This window comes from Kitasatospora sp. NPDC057965 (genome assembly GCF_042887135.1).
Lineage (GTDB): Bacteria > Actinomycetota > Actinomycetes > Streptomycetales > Streptomycetaceae > Kitasatospora.
On record NZ_JBHVPZ010000008.1, the window covers coordinates 92,085 to 108,168 of the forward strand.

Sequence of the window (16,084 nt, forward strand, 5' to 3'; positions counted from 1 at the left end):
CGACCCGATGACCACCGTGATCGAGAAGAACCAGAAGAACGGCCGCCTGGAGGTTGGCACCCCGCTGCTGGAGGTCAAGGACCTCCACGTGGAGTTCCACACCCGGGACGGCGTGGCCAAGGCCGTGAACGGCGTCAACTACTCCGTGGCCGCCGGTGAGACCCTGGCGGTGCTCGGCGAGTCCGGCTCCGGCAAGTCGGTGACCGCCCAGACCATCATGGGCATCCTCGACATGCCGCCCGGCAAGATCAGCCAGGGCCAGATCCTCTTCCGCGGGCAGGACATGCTCGCGATGAAGGAGGAGGAGCGCCGGCAGATCCGCGGCCAGAAGATCGCGATGATCTTCCAGGACGCGCTCTCCTCGCTGAACCCGGTGATGACCGTCGGCGCGCAGCTGGGCGAGATGTTCCGGGTGCACCGCGGCGCCTCCAAGAAGGAGGCCCGGGAGAAGGCCATCGAGCTGATGGAGCGGGTGCGCATCCCCGCCGCCAAGCAGCGCGTGGGCGACTACCCGCACCAGTTCTCCGGCGGTATGCGCCAGCGCATCATGATCGCCATGGCGCTCTCCATGGAGCCCGACCTGATCATCGCCGACGAGCCCACCACCGCCCTGGACGTCACCGTCCAGGCCCAGGTGATGGACCTGCTCGCGGAGCTGCAGGACGAGTACAACATGGGCCTGATCCTGATCACCCACGACCTCGGCGTGGTCGCCGACGTCGCGGACAAGATCGCCGTGATGTACGCCGGCCGGATCGTCGAGACCGCCCCGGTGCACGACCTGTACGCGCGCCCGGCCCACCCGTACACCAAGGGCCTGCTCCGCTCCATCCCGCGCCTGGACCAGAAGGGCCAGGAGCTGTACGCGATCAAGGGCCTGCCCCCGAACCTGCTGAAGGTCCCGGCCGGCTGCGCGTTCAACCCTCGCTGTGACGTCGCCACCGACCTGTGCCGCACGGAGATCCCGAAGCTGCACCAGGTGACCGACAAGGACGGCAAGGAGCTCACCGGCCGCCGCAGCGCGTGCCACCTCTGGAAGGAGACCCTCCATGGCTGAGCCCATCCTGGAGGTCAAGGACCTGGTCAAGCACTACCCGCTGACCCAGGGCATCCTGTTCAAGAAGCAGGTCGGCGCCGTCAAGGCCGTCGACGGCGTCTCCTTCGAGCTGGCGAAGGGCGAGACGCTCGGCATCGTCGGCGAGTCCGGCTGTGGCAAGTCGACGCTGGCCAAGGTGCTGATGCACCTGGAGACGGCCACCTCCGGCCAGGTCCTGTTCAAGGGCGAGGACATCACCAAGCTGTCCGGCGCGGGCCTCAAGGCCGTCCGCCGGAACATCCAGATGGTGTTCCAGGACCCGTACACCTCGCTCAACCCGCGCATGACGGTCGGCGACATCATCGGCGAGCCCTTCGAGATCCACCCCGAGGTGGCTCCCAAGGGCGACCGCCGCAAGGCCGTCCAGGACCTGCTGGACGTCGTCGGCCTCAACCCGGAGTACATCAACCGGTACCCGCACCAGTTCTCGGGCGGTCAGCGCCAGCGCATCGGCATCGCCCGCGGCCTGGCGCTCAAGCCGGAGATCATCATCTGCGACGAGCCGGTCTCGGCCCTGGACGTGTCCGTCCAGGCCCAGGTGATCAACCTGCTGGAGCAGCTCCAGAACGACTTCGAGCTCTCCTACATGTTCATCGCCCACGACCTCTCGATCGTCCGGCACATCTCCGACCGCGTCGGCGTGATGTACCTCGGCAAGCTGGTCGAGATCGGCTCGGACGAGGAGATCTACGAGAACGCCACCCACCCGTACACCCAGGCGCTGCTCTCCGCGGTGCCGGTGCCGGACCCGGAGGCGCGCGCGAACCGCGACCGGATCATCCTGACCGGTGACATCCCCTCGCCGGCCAACCCGCCGTCGGGCTGCCGCTTCCGCACCCGCTGCTGGAAGGCGGAGGAGCGCTGCTCGACCGAGGTCCCGCTGCTGGCGGTGCCCGAGGTGCTGAGCGGCCCGGCCAAGCACCAGTCGGCGTGCCACTTCGCCGCCGTCCGGGAGACGGCCGCGGCCTGACGGCCCGACCGTTCCCGCCCGGAGGGGCCCGCTGCCGTTCGCGGCGCGGGCCCCTCCGGCGTTCGCGCGCCGGGCCTGCCGGGGCGTCAACCGGCACCGCGGCCCGTGCACCCTTCCGGGGGTACCGCACTCGCGCCGCCGGGCGGCCGCGCTTCTCATGGGGTGTGATGCGTCACACACCTTGAGGAGGGACCTCCATGCCCGTGGCCACCCGTGCTCGATGGGTCCTCGCCGCAGCGACGTCCGTGGCCCTGGTGGCCGGCGGATGCAGCAGCAGTGGCGGCGGGGGCGGCAGCAGCGGCTCGTCGGACAGCAGCAAGACCTTCAGCTACCAGAGCAGCGAGCCGCAGAACGCGCTGCAACCGGCCAACGCCAACGAGACCGGCGGCGGGCGCATCCTGCAGAACCTCTTCAAGGGCCTGGTCGACTACGACCCGGCGAACGCGAAGATCCGGATGCAGGTCGCGGACAAGATCGACACCAGCGACTCGCAGACCTTCGACGTCACGCTGAAGGACGGCTGGAAGTTCCACGACGGCACCCCGGTGCACGCCAAGAACTTCGTCGACGCCTGGAACTGGGCCGCGACCACCACCAACAACCAGATCAACAGCTCCTGGTTCTCCGACATCGAGGGCTACGCGGACGTCCACCCGGAGAGCGGCCAGCCGACCACCGCCAAGATGTCCGGGCTGACCGTCACCGACGACCTGCACTTCACCGTCAAGCTGAGCCACAAGGTCTCGTACTTCGAGTACAAGCTCGGCTACATCGCCTTCTCCCCGCTGCCGGACGCCTTCTACAACGACCCCACCGGGTACGGGCAGAAGCCGGTCGGCAACGGCGCCTACCAGTTCGTCAGCTGGGACCACAACCAGCAGGTGGTCACCAAGGCCTTCCCGGACTACCAGGGCGTGGACAAGCCGAAGAACGGCGGCATCGTCTTCAAGATGTACAGCACCTCCGAGGCCGCCTACGCCGATCTGCAGTCCAACAACCTGGACGTGATGGACCAGGTGCCGCCCTCCGCGCTGGCCACCTACAAGAGCGACCTCGGCGACCGGGCGATCGACGCCCCGCAGGGCGCCATCCAGAACATCGGCTTCACGCTCTACCAGGCCGACTGGGCCCCGCCGGAGAAGGCGAAGGTCCGCCAGGGCCTGTCGATGGCGATCGACCGCGACACCATCACCAAGACGGTCCTCCAGGGCTCGCGCAAGCCGGCCAGCGCCTGGGTCGCCGAGGGTGTCGAGGGCTACAAGGCCGGTCAGTGCGGTGACAACTGCACCTTCGACCCGGCCAAGGCCAAGCAGCTGATCACCGAGGGCGGCGGCGTGCCCGGCAACAGGATGACCATCACCTACAACGCCGACGGCGGCCACAAGGAGTGGGTCGACGCGGTCTGCAACTCGATCCGGCAGAACACCGGGGTGGAGTGCACCGGGGACCCGAAGCCGGACTTCAAGACCGCCCGCGCGGCGATCACCGGCCACCAGATCGACGGCGCCTTCCGCACCGGCTGGGTCCAGGACTACCCGCTGAACGCCAACTTCCTCGCCGACGTGTACCGCACGGGCGCGGCGTCCAACGACTTCGGCTACAGCAACGCGCAGTTCGACCAGCTCGCCACCCAGGCCGACGAGGCCGCCAGCGTGTCCGACACGGTGACCGGCTACCAGCAGGCCGAGGCGGTGCTGGCACAGGGCATGCCGGCCATCCCGCTCTGGTACTACCGCACCAACTCGGGCTACTCCACCAAGGTCCAGAACGTGACGTTCGACTCCTTCGGCAACCCGGCCTGGACGCAGGTCGAGGTCAAGGGCTGACCGGGCACGGCCTGGGTTCCCCCGCGGGCCCCGCCCTTCCCGCACGGAGGGCGGGGCCCGGGCACTCGATCACTTCTCCGGGAAGGAGGCTCGGATGGGCAGTTACGTGCTGCGGCGGGTGCTGCAGATGATCCCGGTGTTCTTCGGCACCACGCTGCTGATCTTCCTGATGGTCTACACGCTGCCGGGGGACCCGGTCGCGGCACTGTTCGGGGAGAAGGCCGCGGACCCCGCCGTGGTCGCCAATCTCAAGCACAAGTACTACCTGGACCAGCCGATCTGGAAGCAGTACCTGCACTACATGGGGAACCTCTTCCAGGGTGACTTCGGCACCAGCTTCACCGGCCGCCCGGTCTCGGACATCATGGCGCAGGCCTTCCCGGTGACCATCCGGCTGGCCCTGATGGCCTTCGCCTTCGAGATGATCTTCGGACTGCTGCTGGGCCTGGTCTCCGGGCTCAAGCGCGGCAGCATCCAGGACACCCTGGTGCTGGTCCTCACCCTGCTGGTGATCTCCATCCCGGTGTTCGTCCTGGCGTACATCGCGCAGACCGTCTTCGCGACCAACCTGGGCTGGGTCACCCCGACCGTCCAGGACTCCAGGGACCTCTCGCAACTGATCCTGCCGGCGATCGTGCTGGGCTCGCTGTCGCTGGCGTACGTCGCCCGGCTCACCCGCACCTCGATCGGCGAGAACCTGCGGGCCGACTACATGCGCACCGCGGTGGCCAAGGGCCTGCCCCGGCGCACCATCATCAGCCGTCACCTGCTGCGCAACTCGCTGATCCCGGTGGTCACCTTCCTCGGCACCGACCTCGGCGCGCTGATGGGCGGCGCGATCGTCACCGAGGGCATCTTCAACGTGCAGGGTGTCGGCAACGTCCTCTACCGGGCGATCAACCAGAAGGAGGGGCCGACCGTGGTCGGCATCGTCACCGTGCTGGTGATCGTCTACCTGGTGGCCTCCCTCGTCGTCGACCTGCTCTACGCGGTCCTGGACCCGAGGATCCGCTATGCCTGACGTCCACGACGAGAACTCCTACGAGCCGCATCCCAAGCCGGGAGTGGACCACTTGGACTACGCCGGCGAGCAGGGCATGGCGGTCGAGCAGGAGACCCTGATCGAGCGCGACCCGGACAAGCGGGAGGCGGCCCGCAGCCTCTGGGGCGACGCCTGGCGGGATCTGCGGCGGCGGCCGATCTTCCTGATCTCGGCGGTGCTGATCGTGCTGCTGATCGTGATGGCGATCTTCCCCTGGGCGTTCACCGACGCCGATCCGCGCAAGGCCGACCTGGTCCACAACTACCTCAAACGGCCGGACTGGACGGACTTCTTCGGCGCCGGCTGGTTCGGCTACGACGGCCAGGGTCGCTCCATCTACGCCCGGGTGGTGTACGGCGCCCGGGCCTCGATCACCGTCGGCATCTTCGTGACGGCGATGGTGACCGTGCTCGGCGGGCTGACCGGCATGGTGGCCGGTTACTTCGGCGGCACCGTGGACGCGGTGCTCTCCCGGATCATCGACATCTTCTTCGGCATCCCGCTGCTGCTCGGCGCGCTGGTGCTGCTGAACGCCTTCTCCGTCCGCACGGTGTGGACGGTGGTCGTCGCGCTGGGCGTGCTCGGCTGGACGCAGATCGCCCGCGTCATGCGCGGCGCGGTGCTGACGGTCAAACAGTCCGACTTCGTGGTGGCCGGCCGGGCGCTGGGCGCCGGGACCGGACGGCTGATGTTCCGGCACATCCTGCCGAACGCGGTCGCCCCGGTGATCGTGGTGGCGACCATCGCGCTGGGCGGCTACATCGCCACCGAGGCGACGCTGAGCTTCCTCGGCATCGGTCTCCAGGACCCGACCATCTCCTGGGGCATCGACATCTCCTCGGCCCAGAAGGTTATCCGGACCGCCCCGTTCGTCCTGTTCTTCCCGGCCGCGGCGCTCTCCATCACTGTGCTGGCCTTCATCATGCTGGGCGACGCGGTGCGCGACGCCCTCGACCCGAAGCTGCGCTGAGCGAGGGGACGCATTCGTGACCACAGCAGTCGATACCGGGAGGACCCGGCGGGAGGAGCCCTACGAGGGCCCGCTGCTCGACGTCCGCGACCTGCACGTCGAGTTCGTCACCCGGGACGGGGTGGCGAAGGCGGTCAACGGGGTCAACTACAGCGTCCGGGCGGGGGAGACGCTGGCGGTGCTCGGCGAGTCCGGCTCCGGCAAGTCGGTGACCGCGCAGGCGATCATGGGCATCCTCGACATGCCGCCGGCCCGCATCCCCCGGGGCGAGATCCGCTTCCGGGGCCAGGACATGCTGAAGATGGACAAGGAGACGCGGCGCAAGGTCCGCGGCCAGAAGATCGCGATGATCTTCCAGGACGCGCTCTCCTCGCTCAACCCGGTGCTCACCGTGGGCTTCCAGCTGGGCGAGATGTTCCGTGCCCACCACGGCAGCTCGCGCAAGGCGGCCAAGGAGAAGGCAGTCGAGCTGATGGAGCGGGTGCGCATCCCGGCGGCCCGGCAGCGGGTCAACGACTATCCGCACCAGTTCTCCGGGGGCATGCGCCAGCGCATCATGATCGCCATGGCGCTGGCCCTGGAACCGGACCTGATCATCGCCGACGAGCCCACCACCGCCCTGGACGTCACCGTGCAGGCCCAGGTGATGGACCTGCTCGCCGAACTCCAGGCCGAGTACCACATGGGGCTGATCCTGATCACCCACGACCTCGGCGTGGTCGCCGACGTCGCGGACAAGATCGCGGTGATGTACGCGGGCCGGATCGTGGAGACCGCCCCCGTGCACGAGCTGTACGCGCGCCCGGCGCACCCGTACACCCGCGGGCTGCTGGACTCGATCCCGCGCCTGGACCAGAAGGGCCAGGAGCTGTACGCGATCAAGGGCCTGCCGCCCAACCTGCTGCGGATCCCGCCGGGCTGCGCGTTCAACCCGCGCTGCCCGCGCGCCCAGGACATCTGCCGGCAGGAGGTGCCGGAGCTGTTCCCGGTCACCGAGGACGACGGCACCGAGCTGGCCGGGCGGGGCAGCGCCTGCTTCTTCTGGAAGGAGACCCTCCATGACCGTTGAGGGGCCCGGCGCGGTCGAGTCGCCGGTGGAGGCCGCCTTCGAGCAGGAGGTGGCGCGAGGCGAGCCGATCCTCGAAGTCCGCGACCTGGTCAAGCACTTCCCGCTGACCAGGGGCGTGCTGTTCAAGAAGCAGGTCGGCGCGGTGAAGGCGGTCGATGGGGTCTCCTTCGACCTCATGCAGGGGGAGACGCTCGGCGTCGTCGGCGAGTCCGGCTGCGGCAAGTCGACGCTGGCCAAGGTGCTGATGAACCTGGAGCCGGCCACCGGCGGCTCGGTGCGCTACAAGGGCGAGGACATCACCCGGCTCTCCGGGGCCGGGCTGAAGGCGGTGCGGCGCAACATCCAGATGGTGTTCCAGGACCCGTACACCTCGCTCAACCCGCGGATGACGGTCGGCGACATCATCGGCGAGCCCTTCGAGATCCATCCGGAGGTGGCACCGAAGGGCGACCGCCGCAAGGCCGTCCAGGACCTGCTGGACGTCGTCGGCCTCAACCCGGAGTACATCAACCGGTACCCGCACCAGTTCTCGGGCGGTCAGCGCCAGCGCATCGGCATCGCCCGCGGCCTGGCGCTCAAGCCGGAGATCATCATCTGCGACGAGCCGGTCTCGGCCCTGGACGTCTCGGTCCAGGCCCAGGTGATCAACCTCCTGGAGCAGCTCCAGAACGAGTTCAACCTGTCGTACATGTTCATCGCGCACGACCTCTCGATCGTCCGGCACATCTCCGACCGGGTCGGCGTGATGTACCTCGGCAAGCTGGTCGAGATCGGCAGCGACCGGGAGATCTACGACCACGCCACCCACCCGTACACCCAGGCGCTGCTCTCCGCCGTCCCGGTGCCCGACCCGACGGCGCGGGAGAACCGGGACCGGATCGTGCTGACCGGTGACGTGCCCTCGCCGGCCAACCCGCCGTCGGGCTGCCGCTTCCGCACCCGCTGCTGGAAGGCGCAGGAGCGGTGCGCGGTGGAGATCCCGCTGCTGGCGGCGCCGGACTGGCTGAGTGGGGCGGCCGCCCATGAGTCGGCCTGCCACTTCGCGGCCGAGCGCGACCAGGCCGACGGCGACCAGGCCGACGGCGACCGGGCCGAGGGCGGGCCGGAAAGCGGTTGACACCGGGGCCCGGCCCCGTCACGGAGCGCGTCCTCCTCCCGGAGGGCGCGCTCCCGCCTTTTCCGTCCGGCGACCTGCGGTAATTCCTGTGGGGGGTGCCGGCCGTCCTCGAAATAGATCATTACGCTTCGTAAAGATTCGAATACCGGTGCTATCGGTTCGTTATTCGGAAAACGGAGCACGTCATTCCGGGCGCGATATGGCGGAATTTGCCGAGTATTGTCACGGGTTGGTCCCGGCCTGTAATTGAAAAGAGATGTAGCGGCGATTCCACCGAAGGGGTCGGTTGATCGATAGTTGCTCTGCGCGTATCAGTGGTCACCTCGCCAGCTGTGCGGATCGGCCCTGAGATGTCGACCCCCGCCGTGCCCGGCACACCGGGTGGCGGGGCGCCGTTCGTTCGTAAGCCCCTAAAACGAGGAGCAGTTGAATGAGGCTCACCAAGACCATGCGCTGGACCGCGCTGGCGGCGTGCACCGCGCTCGCGATCTCCGCCTGCAGCACGAGCAGCGACAAGAAGTCCACGGACGGGGCGAACGGGTCGGGCAAGACGGGTGGCTCGATCAGTATCCAGTCGGGTGAGCCGCAGCACGGGCTGGTCCCGCAGAACACCGCGGAGTCCGAGGGCGCCCAGGTCCTGAACGCGCTGTTCGCGGGCCTGGTGGAGTACGACCACCAGACCAACGAGCCGAAGCTGCGCGTCGCGGAGTCGATCGAGTCCCCGGACAGCAAGGTCTGGACGATCAAGCTGAAGGACGGCTACACCTTCCACAACGGTGAGAAGGTCACCGCCCAGTCCTTCGTCGACGCCTGGAACTGGGGCGCCAACCAGGACAACGCGGCCGAGGGCCTGCCGTTCTTCGCCAAGATCGAGGGCTCCGAGGACCTCTCGCCGGGCAAGGACAAGAAGCCGGCCACCGACAAGCTCAAGGGCCTGAAGGTCGTCGACGAGAAGACCTTCACCGTCTCCCTGAGCGCGCCGTTCTCGCAGTTCAAGATCATGCTGGGCTACACCGCCTTCTACCCGCTGCCGAAGGCCTTCTTCCAGGACCCGAAGGCCTTCGAGGACGCCCCGATCGGCAACGGCGCGTTCCAGATGGACGGCAAGTGGCAGCACAACCAGCAGATCAAGCTGAAGCGCTACGACAACTTCCCGGCGTCGGACGGAAAGGCCAAGCTGGATTCCGTCACCTTCAAGATTTACGACAAGCTGGAAACGGCCTACAACGACCTCCGGGCCGACAACATCCAGATCACCAACAAGCTCCCGATCTCGGCGATGGCGACCGTCGCCCAGGAATTCGGTGACCGCTACATCTACAAGCCGGAGTCGGGCGTCGGCTTCATCGGCTTCCCGATCGCGACCAACCCGGCCGCGTACGGCAAGCCGGAGATCCGCAAGGCGATCTCGATGGCGATCGACCGCGAGTCGATCACCAAGAACATCTTCTCGGGCACCCGCATCCCGGCCGACGACTTCATCAGCCCGATCATTCCGGGCTACCGCAAGGGCGCCATGGGCGACGCGGCGAAGTTCGACCCGGCCAAGGCCAAGGAGCTCTTCGTCACGGCCGGCGGTGTCCCGAACAACACCATCGAGCTGGGCTACAACGCCGACGGCGGCCACAAGGAGTGGATCGAGGCGGTCGGCAACCAGCTGAAGAAGAACCTCGGCGTCGAGGTGACCTTCAAGCCCTTCGAGAAGTTCGGCAAGATCCTCGACGAGCTGGGCGCCAAGCAGTACTCCGGGGCCTTCCGGATGGCCTGGCAGATGGACTACCCGTCGATCGAGAACTACCTGCGGCCGATCTTCTCCAAGGTCGCCATCGAGAACGGCTCGAACTACGGCGGCTACGTCAACGAGCAGTTCGAGGGCCTGCTGGCGCAGGCCGACCAGGCGAAGACCCAGGAGGAGGGCCTGAAGCTGTACCAGCAGGCCGACGACGTCCTCATCAAGGACCTGCCGTACATCCCCGTCTACACCTACATGACCTCCGCGGCCTACACCAAGAAGGTCAAGAACGTGGTCGTGGACGCGCAGAACCGCATCGACCTGGCCAACGTCGAGCTGGCCTGACCGCCCCCCAGCCCGACCGGCGCGTCCTGACGGGCGGCACGGGTCACCCCCGTGCCGCCCGGCTCCGGCGTGCCCAGACCACGAGGAGACCGCATGGGCCGCTATGTGGTCCGCCGGATCATCCAGGCCATACCTGTGATCCTCGGCGCGACATTCCTGATCTACGCACTGGTCTTCCTGCTGCCTGGCGACCCCATCACGGCACTGGCCGGTGAGAAGCGGCAGGACCCCGCCGTCGTCCAGGTCCTGCGGGACCGGTACCACCTGGACGACCCGTTCTTCATCCAGTACTGGGACTATCTGACCGGCCTGTTCAAGGGCGACTTCGGCGAGGACTACCGGGGCAACCAGGTCGTCGACGTGATGCAGCGGGCCTTCCCCTACACCATCAACCTGGCGCTGGTGGCGCTGGCCATCGAGATGGTGGTGGGTGTCACCGCGGGCGTGGTCGCGGCCCTGCGGCGCGGCAGGTTCATCGACAACGTGGTGCTGATCTCGACCCTGATGGTCATCTCGATCCCGGTCTTCGTGATCGGCTTCGTGCTCCAGCTGCTCCTCGGGGTGAAGCTCAACACCGACTACGGCATCGACTTCTTCCCGGTCTCCTTCAACGAGGAGGCCGGTTTCCGGTCCTATCTGCTGCCCGGCTACGTGCTCGCCTCGACCTCCCTGGCGTACGTCGCCCGGCTCACCCGGACCAGCCTGATCGAGGTCATGCGGGCGGACTACGTCCGCACGGCGGTCGCCAAGGGCCTCAGTCCGCTGCGGGTGGTGGTGCGGCACGGTCTGCGCAACGCGCTGATCCCGATCGTCACCTTCCTGGGCATGGACCTCGGCGGCCTGATGGGCGGCGCGGTCATCACCGAGGGCATCTTCAACATCCCCGGGGTCGGACACCAGCTCTTCCAGTCCGTCTACCTGCGGGAACGCACCATCGTCGTGGGCATCGTGAGTGCCCTGGTGATGGTCTACCTGTTCGCCAACCTGGTGGTCGACCTGCTGTACGCCGTCCTGGACCCGAGGATCCGCTATGAGTGAGCCGACGAAGAGCGAGAACGCGAGCGGGGCGATCCCCGGGCAGCGCGGCAGCGGCAAGGGCGGCAGGAACGGCAAGGGCGGCAAGGGCGGCGAGCGGGTCGCCAGCCTCTGGAGCGACGCCTGGGCGGACCTGCGCCGCAGCCCGCTGTTCCTGATCGGCGCGTTCCTGGTCGTCTTCATGGTGCTGCTCGCCGTCGTCCCGCAGCTGTTCACCGACGCCGACCCGCGCGCCGGCGGCTTCTGCAACCTGGCCGACTCGCTGAAGCGGCCCAGCGGCAGCCACTGGTTCGGCTTCGACGTCCAGGGCTGCGACATCTACACCCGCACCGTCTGGGGCGCCCGCAACTCGATCATCGTGGGCCTGATGACCACCACCCTGGTGGTCCTGGTCGGCGGCACCATGGGCCTGTGGGCCGGCTGGATCGGCGGTTTCGGCGACAGCGTGCTCTCCCGGGTCACCGAGATCTTCTTCGCCATCCCGCTGCTGCTCGGCGGCATGCTGATCATGTCCACCTGGGGCAAGGGCAACGCCTGGACGGTCTCCGCGGTGATGGCCGTGCTCGGCTGGCCACAGATCTACCGGCTGATGCGTTCGGCGGTGCTGGCCAACAAGCACAACGACTACGTGGTGGCGGCCCGCGCGCTGGGCGCCGGTACCGGGCGGATCGTCAGCCGGCACATCCTGCCGAACGCGGTCGCCCCGGTGATCGTGGTCTCCACCATCAACCTGGGCGTCTACATCGGTGCCGAGGCGGCGCTGTCCTACCTGGGCATCGGCATCCAGTCCCCGGCGATCTCCTGGGGCCTGATGATCAGTGACGCCCAGTCCCGCTTCCTGAACGCCCCGCACGTCCTGCTCTTCCCGGCGATCGTGCTGAGCATCACCGTGCTGGCGTTCATCATGCTCGGCGACGCGGTGCGCGACGCCCTCGACCCGAAGCTGCGCTGAGGAGGGCCGCGGACCATGACTGACATGACCCAACCGGCGAAGGACGGCTCCGGCACGGGCCGGGACGCGGTGGAGGTGCTGGGGGCGCGCCGGGAGAGCCTGGTGCCCGGCACCCCGCTGCTGGAGGTCGACGACCTGCACATCGAGTTCCACACCCGGGACGGCGTCGCCAAGGCCGTCAACGGGGTGAGCTACTCGGTGTCGGCCGGGGAGACGCTGGCGGTGCTCGGCGAGTCCGGCTCCGGCAAGTCGGTGACCGCGCAGGCGATCATGGGCATCCTCGACATGCCCCCGGGGCGGATCACCGCGGGCTCGATCCGGTTCCGGGGCGAGGACCTGCTCACCATGAGCCCCAGGGCCCGGCGGTCGGTGCGCGGGCGGAAGATCGCGATGATCTTCCAGGACGCGCTCTCCTCGCTCAACCCGGTGCTCAGCGTCGGCTACCAGCTCGGCGAGATGTTCCGGGTGCACCAGGGCGCCGGCCGCAAGGAGGCCAAGGCGAAGGCCGTCGAGCTGATGGAGCGGGTGCGGATCCCGGCGGCCCGGCAGCGGGTCGACGACTACCCGCACCAGTTCTCCGGGGGCATGCGCCAGCGCATCATGATCGCCATGGCGCTGGCCCTGGAGCCGGACCTGATCATCGCGGACGAGCCGACCACCGCGCTGGACGTCACCGTGCAGGCCCAGGTGATGGACCTGCTCGCCGAACTCCAGGCCGAGTTCAACATGGGCCTGATCCTGATCACCCACGACCTCGGCGTGGTCGCCGACGTCGCGGACAAGATCGCGGTGATGTACGCGGGCCGGATCGTCGAGACCGCCCCCGTGCACGACCTGTACGCGCGCCCGGCCCACCCGTACACCAAGGGCCTGCTCAACTCGATCCCCCGGCTGGACCAGAAGGGCCAGAACCTCTACGCCATCCAGGGCCTGCCGCCGAGCCTGCTGCGGATCCCGGACGGCTGCGCGTTCAACCCGCGCTGCGACCGGGCCCAGGACGTCTGCCGCACCGAACTCCCGCGCCTGGTGGCGGTGCTGGACGCCCAGGGGGCCGATCTGCCGGGCCGGCGCAGCGCCTGCCACTTCTGGAAGGAGACCCTCCATGGCTGAGCCCATCCTGGAGGTCAGGGACCTGGTCAAGCACTACCCGCTCACCCAGGGGATCGTCTTCAAGCGGCAGGTCGGCGCCGTGCGGGCGGTGGACGGCGTCTCCTTCCGGCTGGCGAAGGGGGAGACGCTGGGCATCGTCGGCGAGTCCGGCTGCGGCAAGTCGACGCTGGCCAAGGTGCTGATGAACCTGGAGAAGGCCACCTCCGGCGAGGTGCGGTTCAAGGGCGAGGACATCACCCGGCTCTCCGGGGCCGGGCTGAAGGCGGTGCGGCGCAACATCCAGATGGTGTTCCAGGACCCGTACACCTCGCTCAACCCGCGGATGACGGTCGGCGACATCATCGGCGAGCCCTTCGAGATCCATCCGGAGGTGGCTCCCAAGGGCGACCGCCGCAGGGCCGTCCAGGACCTGCTGGACGTCGTCGGCCTCAACCCCGAGTACATCAACCGCTATCCGCACCAGTTCTCCGGCGGTCAGCGCCAGCGCATCGGCATCGCCCGCGGCCTGGCGCTCAAGCCGGAGATCATCATCTGCGACGAGCCGGTCTCGGCCCTGGACGTGTCCGTCCAGGCCCAGGTGATCAACCTGCTGGAGCAGCTCCAGAACGACTTCCAGCTCTCCTACATGTTCATCGCCCACGACCTCTCGATCGTCCGGCACATCTCCGACCGCGTCGGCGTGATGTACCTCGGCACGATGGTCGAGATCGGGACGGAGGAGCAGATCTACTCCCACCCGACCCATCCGTACACCCAGGCGCTGCTCTCCGCCGTCCCGGTGCCCGACCCGACCGGACGCGAGCAGCGCGAGCGGATCCTGCTCAGCGGCGACATCCCCTCGCCGGCCAACCCGCCGTCGGGCTGCCGCTTCCGCACCCGCTGCTGGAAGGCCGAGGAGCGCTGCTCGACCGAGGTCCCGCTGCTGGCCGTGCCGTCGGCGCTGAGCGGCCCGGCCGCGCACGAGTCGGCCTGCCACTTCGCGGAGGTGCGGGACGTGATCGGCGCGGGCTGAGCGCGCGCGGGCCGGTCCCGCGGGGCCCCGGAGTCGTCACGGACACCGGGGCCCCCGCCGTGCGCGGCGAAACGTCACTTCAGATAGCCGACGTTCTCCCAGACGATGTCGGACAGCCCCTGGGCGCCGATGTTGGCGAGGTCGGTGCGGGCGCCGAAGAGCTGCGGGCGCTGGTAGAGCGGCAGCATCCCGGCCACCTTCCACAGCTCCCCGTCGGCCTGGTTGATGGCCTCGAAGGCGCCGGCCGCGTCGGTCGCCGCACCCGCCCGGTCGAACGCGGCGTCCACCGCCGGGCTGCCGGCCTGGGAGTGGTTGGTACCGCCGTTGGTGGCGAAGTTGGTCCGGTTGCCGCTGGCCGGGAACGGCGTGCCCAGCAGCGAGTAGGCGGCGATGTCGAAGTCCCGCCGGTTGACGTACTTGTCGAAGAAGTCGTTGGGGCTGGCGGTGACGGTGGTGACCTTGATCCCGACGTCCTTGAGCATGCCGGTGGTGACGGCGGCCTCGTTCTGGGCCTGGGTGACGCCGGCCGGGATGACCATCCGCAGGTTGAGCTCCTTGCCGTCCTTGCGGCGGACGTCGCCGTCGAGCTTCCAGCCGGCCGCGTCGAGCTTGCGGACGGCCTCGGCCGGGTCGTAGCGGCTGAGGCCCAGGGAGTTGTCCCGGTAGGCGTTCTGGTTGGCCACCAGCAGGTGGTTGTTGAGGGTGACGGTGGGCCAGTCGAGCCCGGCCAGGTCGGAGCGGGTGATGGCGTCCCGGTTGATCGCCTGGAACAGCGCCTGGCGCACGGTCGGGTCGGTGAGCCCGGGGCTGCGGCTGTTCAGCGTGAACTGCCGGAAGTCGGGCCCGCCGGCCCGTCGGACGGCGGCGCCCGGGGTGCTGCGGATCAGCTGGTAGCCGGCCACGTCCGGGCCGTTGTTGAACAGGTCCAGCTCGCCCTTGTTGAAGGCGGCGGCCATCGTATTGGGCACCATGGCGCGGAAGACGATCCGGTCCAGCAGCGGCTTCTCGCCCCACCAGGCCGGGTCGGCGACCAGGGTGACGGTCAGCGCGGCCCGGTCCATCTTCTCCACCTTGAACGGGCCGGCGGTGACCGGGATGGCGTCCAGGTAGGAGGTGTTGAACAACTCGGGCGTGGCGACCCGGCTCGCCGGCAGCAGCGGGGCGTTGGCGGCGCCGTTGAACATCGACTGCCACTCGGAGTACGGCCGCTCGAAGGTCATCACGGCCTGGTAGTCGTCCTTGCCGCGCTCGACCGCCGAGACCTGCTCGAAGCCGGTGCTGCTGGCCGCCCGGTACGCCGGGTCCTTGCCGTTCAGCGCCCGCCAGTTGGCCTCGATGTCGCGCCAGGTGATCGGCGTGCCGTCGGACCAGCGCGCCTTGGGGTTCAGCGTCCAGACCACGACCTGCCGGCCGTCCCGCTGTTCGGCGTGCGCGTCCTGCAGGTAGGCGGGGTTGGGGGTCTGGGTGCCGGCCGCGTCGGAGCGGAAGAAGGTCGGCAGCAGCGGCTTGCTGACGGCGATGGTGGAGGACTCGCCTCCGTCGGTCTGGATCGGCGACCACTGGCTGGAGTACTGCGGGATCGCCACCCGCAGGGTGCCGCCCTGGCGCAGCTCGGCGCGGTCGTGCGGATTGATGTCGACGGCGGTGAGCTTGGGGCTCTCGACCGCGCTCGGGAGGGCGCGGGCGCCGCCGTCGGAGCCGCCGACGGGGGCGCAGGAACAGAGCGACAGCGACAGCGAGACGGCGGTGAGGCCGGCGAGCAGGGCCGTGCGGCGGTACAGGGGGCGGCCCATGGTGGTTCTCCCGGG

The 16,084-nt window shown here is 68.7% G+C and carries 13 protein-coding genes; 12 read left to right on the forward strand and 1 reads right to left on the reverse strand.

The features are described from left to right. Nucleotides 1–7: 7 nt before the first annotated feature. The 12 genes from ACFVVU_RS12650 to ACFVVU_RS12705 all read left to right on the forward strand — a co-directional run bounded on the left by ACFVVU_RS12650 (nt 8) and on the right by ACFVVU_RS12705 (nt 14,276). Nucleotides 8–1,057, forward strand: a complete 1,050-nt coding sequence (locus ACFVVU_RS12650) for an ABC transporter ATP-binding protein (RefSeq protein ID WP_380683164.1) — start codon at nt 8–10, stop codon at nt 1,055–1,057. Then, nucleotides 1,050–2,066, forward strand: a complete 1,017-nt coding sequence (locus ACFVVU_RS12655) for an ABC transporter ATP-binding protein (protein WP_380714710.1) — start codon at nt 1,050–1,052, stop codon at nt 2,064–2,066. Before ACFVVU_RS12650 ends, ACFVVU_RS12655 begins: the two co-directional genes overlap by 8 nt. 197 nt (nt 2,067–2,263) lie before the next feature. Beyond that, complete coding sequence (locus ACFVVU_RS12660; RefSeq protein WP_380684653.1) at nt 2,264–3,892, forward strand: ABC transporter substrate-binding protein; 1,629 nt, start codon at nt 2,264–2,266, stop codon at nt 3,890–3,892. 94 nt (nt 3,893–3,986) lie between these two features. Beyond that, a complete protein-coding gene (locus tag ACFVVU_RS12665; protein WP_380684654.1) occupies nt 3,987–4,913 on the forward strand; it encodes an ABC transporter permease in 927 nt (308 codons plus the stop codon). A 76-nt stretch (nt 4,914–4,989) separates the two neighbouring features. Next, entirely contained in the window at nt 4,990–5,904 is a 915-nt protein-coding gene (locus ACFVVU_RS12670; protein ID WP_380684662.1) for an ABC transporter permease, read from the forward strand. Between the two features lie 16 nt (nt 5,905–5,920). Then, nucleotides 5,921–6,973, forward strand: coding sequence for an ABC transporter ATP-binding protein (locus tag ACFVVU_RS12675; protein WP_380684655.1), 1,053 nt, complete (start codon nt 5,921–5,923; stop codon nt 6,971–6,973). After that, a complete protein-coding gene (locus ACFVVU_RS12680) occupies nt 6,963–8,090 on the forward strand; it encodes an ABC transporter ATP-binding protein (RefSeq protein WP_387789675.1) in 1,128 nt (375 codons plus the stop codon). The genes ACFVVU_RS12675 and ACFVVU_RS12680 overlap by 11 nt, the downstream gene beginning before the upstream one ends. Nucleotides 8,091–8,520: 430 nt before the next feature. Beyond that, complete coding sequence (locus tag ACFVVU_RS12685; RefSeq protein WP_387789677.1) at nt 8,521–10,167, forward strand: ABC transporter substrate-binding protein; 1,647 nt, start codon at nt 8,521–8,523, stop codon at nt 10,165–10,167. Nucleotides 10,168–10,260: 93 nt separating this feature from the next. After that, nucleotides 10,261–11,205: an ABC transporter permease gene (locus ACFVVU_RS12690; RefSeq protein WP_355370008.1), complete on the forward strand. Its 945-nt coding sequence runs from the start codon at nt 10,261–10,263 to the stop codon at nt 11,203–11,205. Beyond that, entirely contained in the window at nt 11,198–12,154 is a 957-nt protein-coding gene (locus ACFVVU_RS12695) for an ABC transporter permease (protein ID WP_387789679.1), read from the forward strand. Before ACFVVU_RS12690 ends, ACFVVU_RS12695 begins: the two co-directional genes overlap by 8 nt. 15 nt (nt 12,155–12,169) lie before the next feature. Continuing rightward, nucleotides 12,170–13,264 carry an ABC transporter ATP-binding protein gene (locus ACFVVU_RS12700; protein ID WP_380684659.1) on the forward strand — a complete coding sequence of 365 codons (1,095 nt, stop codon included), beginning with the start codon at nt 12,170–12,172 and terminating at the stop codon, nt 13,262–13,264. Then, on the forward strand, nt 13,257–14,276 hold the full coding sequence (locus ACFVVU_RS12705) for an ABC transporter ATP-binding protein (RefSeq protein WP_380714711.1): 1,020 nt from the start codon (nt 13,257–13,259) through the stop codon (nt 14,274–14,276). The genes ACFVVU_RS12700 and ACFVVU_RS12705 overlap by 8 nt, the downstream gene beginning before the upstream one ends. Nucleotides 14,277–14,350: 74 nt before the next feature. Here ACFVVU_RS12705 and ACFVVU_RS12710 read toward each other — a convergent pair whose 3' ends face one another. Continuing rightward, nucleotides 14,351–16,069 (reverse strand): ABC transporter family substrate-binding protein, encoded by a 1,719-nt coding sequence (locus ACFVVU_RS12710; protein WP_380683166.1) that lies wholly within the window; start codon nt 16,067–16,069, stop codon nt 14,351–14,353. Between the last annotated feature and the right edge of the window lie 15 nt (nt 16,070–16,084).

What these genes read in the sequence shown, in the direction of transcription:
- ACFVVU_RS12650 (WP_380683164.1), top strand. Translation starts at nt 8, where the DNA reads ATGACCACCGTGATCGAGAAGAACCAGAAGAACGGCCGCCTGGAGGTT.
- ACFVVU_RS12655 (WP_380714710.1), top strand. Translation starts at nt 1,050, where the DNA reads ATGGCTGAGCCCATCCTGGAGGTCAAGGACCTGGTCAAGCACTACCCG.
- ACFVVU_RS12660 (WP_380684653.1), top strand. Translation starts at nt 2,264, where the DNA reads ATGCCCGTGGCCACCCGTGCTCGATGGGTCCTCGCCGCAGCGACGTCC.
- ACFVVU_RS12665 (WP_380684654.1), top strand. Translation starts at nt 3,987, where the DNA reads ATGGGCAGTTACGTGCTGCGGCGGGTGCTGCAGATGATCCCGGTGTTC.
- ACFVVU_RS12670 (WP_380684662.1), top strand. Translation starts at nt 4,990, where the DNA reads ATGGCGGTCGAGCAGGAGACCCTGATCGAGCGCGACCCGGACAAGCGG.
- ACFVVU_RS12680 (WP_387789675.1), top strand. Translation starts at nt 6,963, where the DNA reads ATGACCGTTGAGGGGCCCGGCGCGGTCGAGTCGCCGGTGGAGGCCGCC.
- ACFVVU_RS12685 (WP_387789677.1), top strand. Translation starts at nt 8,521, where the DNA reads ATGAGGCTCACCAAGACCATGCGCTGGACCGCGCTGGCGGCGTGCACC.
- ACFVVU_RS12690 (WP_355370008.1), top strand. Translation starts at nt 10,261, where the DNA reads ATGGGCCGCTATGTGGTCCGCCGGATCATCCAGGCCATACCTGTGATC.
- ACFVVU_RS12695 (WP_387789679.1), top strand. Translation starts at nt 11,198, where the DNA reads ATGAGTGAGCCGACGAAGAGCGAGAACGCGAGCGGGGCGATCCCCGGG.
- ACFVVU_RS12700 (WP_380684659.1), top strand. Translation starts at nt 12,170, where the DNA reads ATGACTGACATGACCCAACCGGCGAAGGACGGCTCCGGCACGGGCCGG.
- ACFVVU_RS12705 (WP_380714711.1), top strand. Translation starts at nt 13,257, where the DNA reads ATGGCTGAGCCCATCCTGGAGGTCAGGGACCTGGTCAAGCACTACCCG.
- ACFVVU_RS12710 (WP_380683166.1), bottom strand. Translation starts at nt 16,069, where the DNA reads ATGGGCCGCCCCCTGTACCGCCGCACGGCCCTGCTCGCCGGCCTCACC.